Below are 882 nucleotides of genomic sequence, written 5' to 3'. Positions count from 1 at the left end.
GATGCATTCGATACAACTCGCCCTATGGATGGTCGCGACGCTGGTGCTCGTCGCGCTCGTATTCGACTTCATGAACGGCTTTCACGACGCGGCGAACTCGATCGCCACCGTCGTGTCCACCGGGGTGCTGAAGCCCCAGCAGGCCGTCGTGTTCGCGGCGGCGTTCAACGTCATCGCGTATTTCATCTTCCACCTGAAAGTCGCGCAGACCGTCGGTAAAGGCACGATCGATCCCGAGATCGTCGACCACTACGTCGTGTTCGGTGCGCTCGTCGGTGCGATCGGCTGGAACGTGATCACGTGGTACTACGGGATCCCGTCGAGCTCGTCGCATGCGCTGATCGGCGGCCTCGTCGGCGCGGCGCTCGCCAAGTCGGGCTGGAGTTCGCTGAACATCGACGGGCTGCTGAAGACCATCGCGTTCATCTTCATCTCGCCGCTGCTCGGCTTCATCCTCGGCTCGCTGTTCATGCTCGGCGTGTCGTGGCTGTATTTCCGTACCGCGCCCAGCAAGGTCGACCGGCGGTTCCGCCGGCTGCAGCTGCTGTCGGCCGGGCTGTACAGCCTCGGCCACGGCGGCAACGACGCGCAGAAGACGATCGGCATCATCTGGATGCTGCTGATCGCGTCGGGCTATGCGTCGGCGACCGCCGATGCGCCGCCTGCTTGGGTGATCGGCGCGTGCTACCTGTCGATGGGCCTCGGCACGCTGTTCGGTGGCTGGCGCATCGTCCGCACGATGGGCCAGAAGATCACGAAGCTCAAGCCGGTCGGTGGCTTCTGTGCGGAAACCGGCGGTGCGATGACGCTGTTCCTCGCGTCGTTCCTCGGCATTCCGGTGTCGACCACGCACACGATCACCGGCGCGATCGTCGGTGTCGG

General features: G+C 64.6%; 1 protein-coding gene. It reads left to right on the top strand.

Annotated features, from left to right (window positions below; genetic code table 11):
* Position 1: 1 nt before the first annotated feature.
* Positions 2-882, top strand: an 881-nt coding sequence (locus G3O00_RS42975; protein ID WP_206146631.1) for an inorganic phosphate transporter, incomplete at its 3' end; no start/stop codon positions are given.

Origin of the sequence: Burkholderia sp. Ac-20384, from assembly GCF_017104605.1 — a bacterium.
GTDB classification, from domain to species: Bacteria; Pseudomonadota; Gammaproteobacteria; order Burkholderiales; family Burkholderiaceae; genus Burkholderia; species Burkholderia lata.
This window is presented reverse-complemented; position numbering and strand designations above follow the sequence as displayed.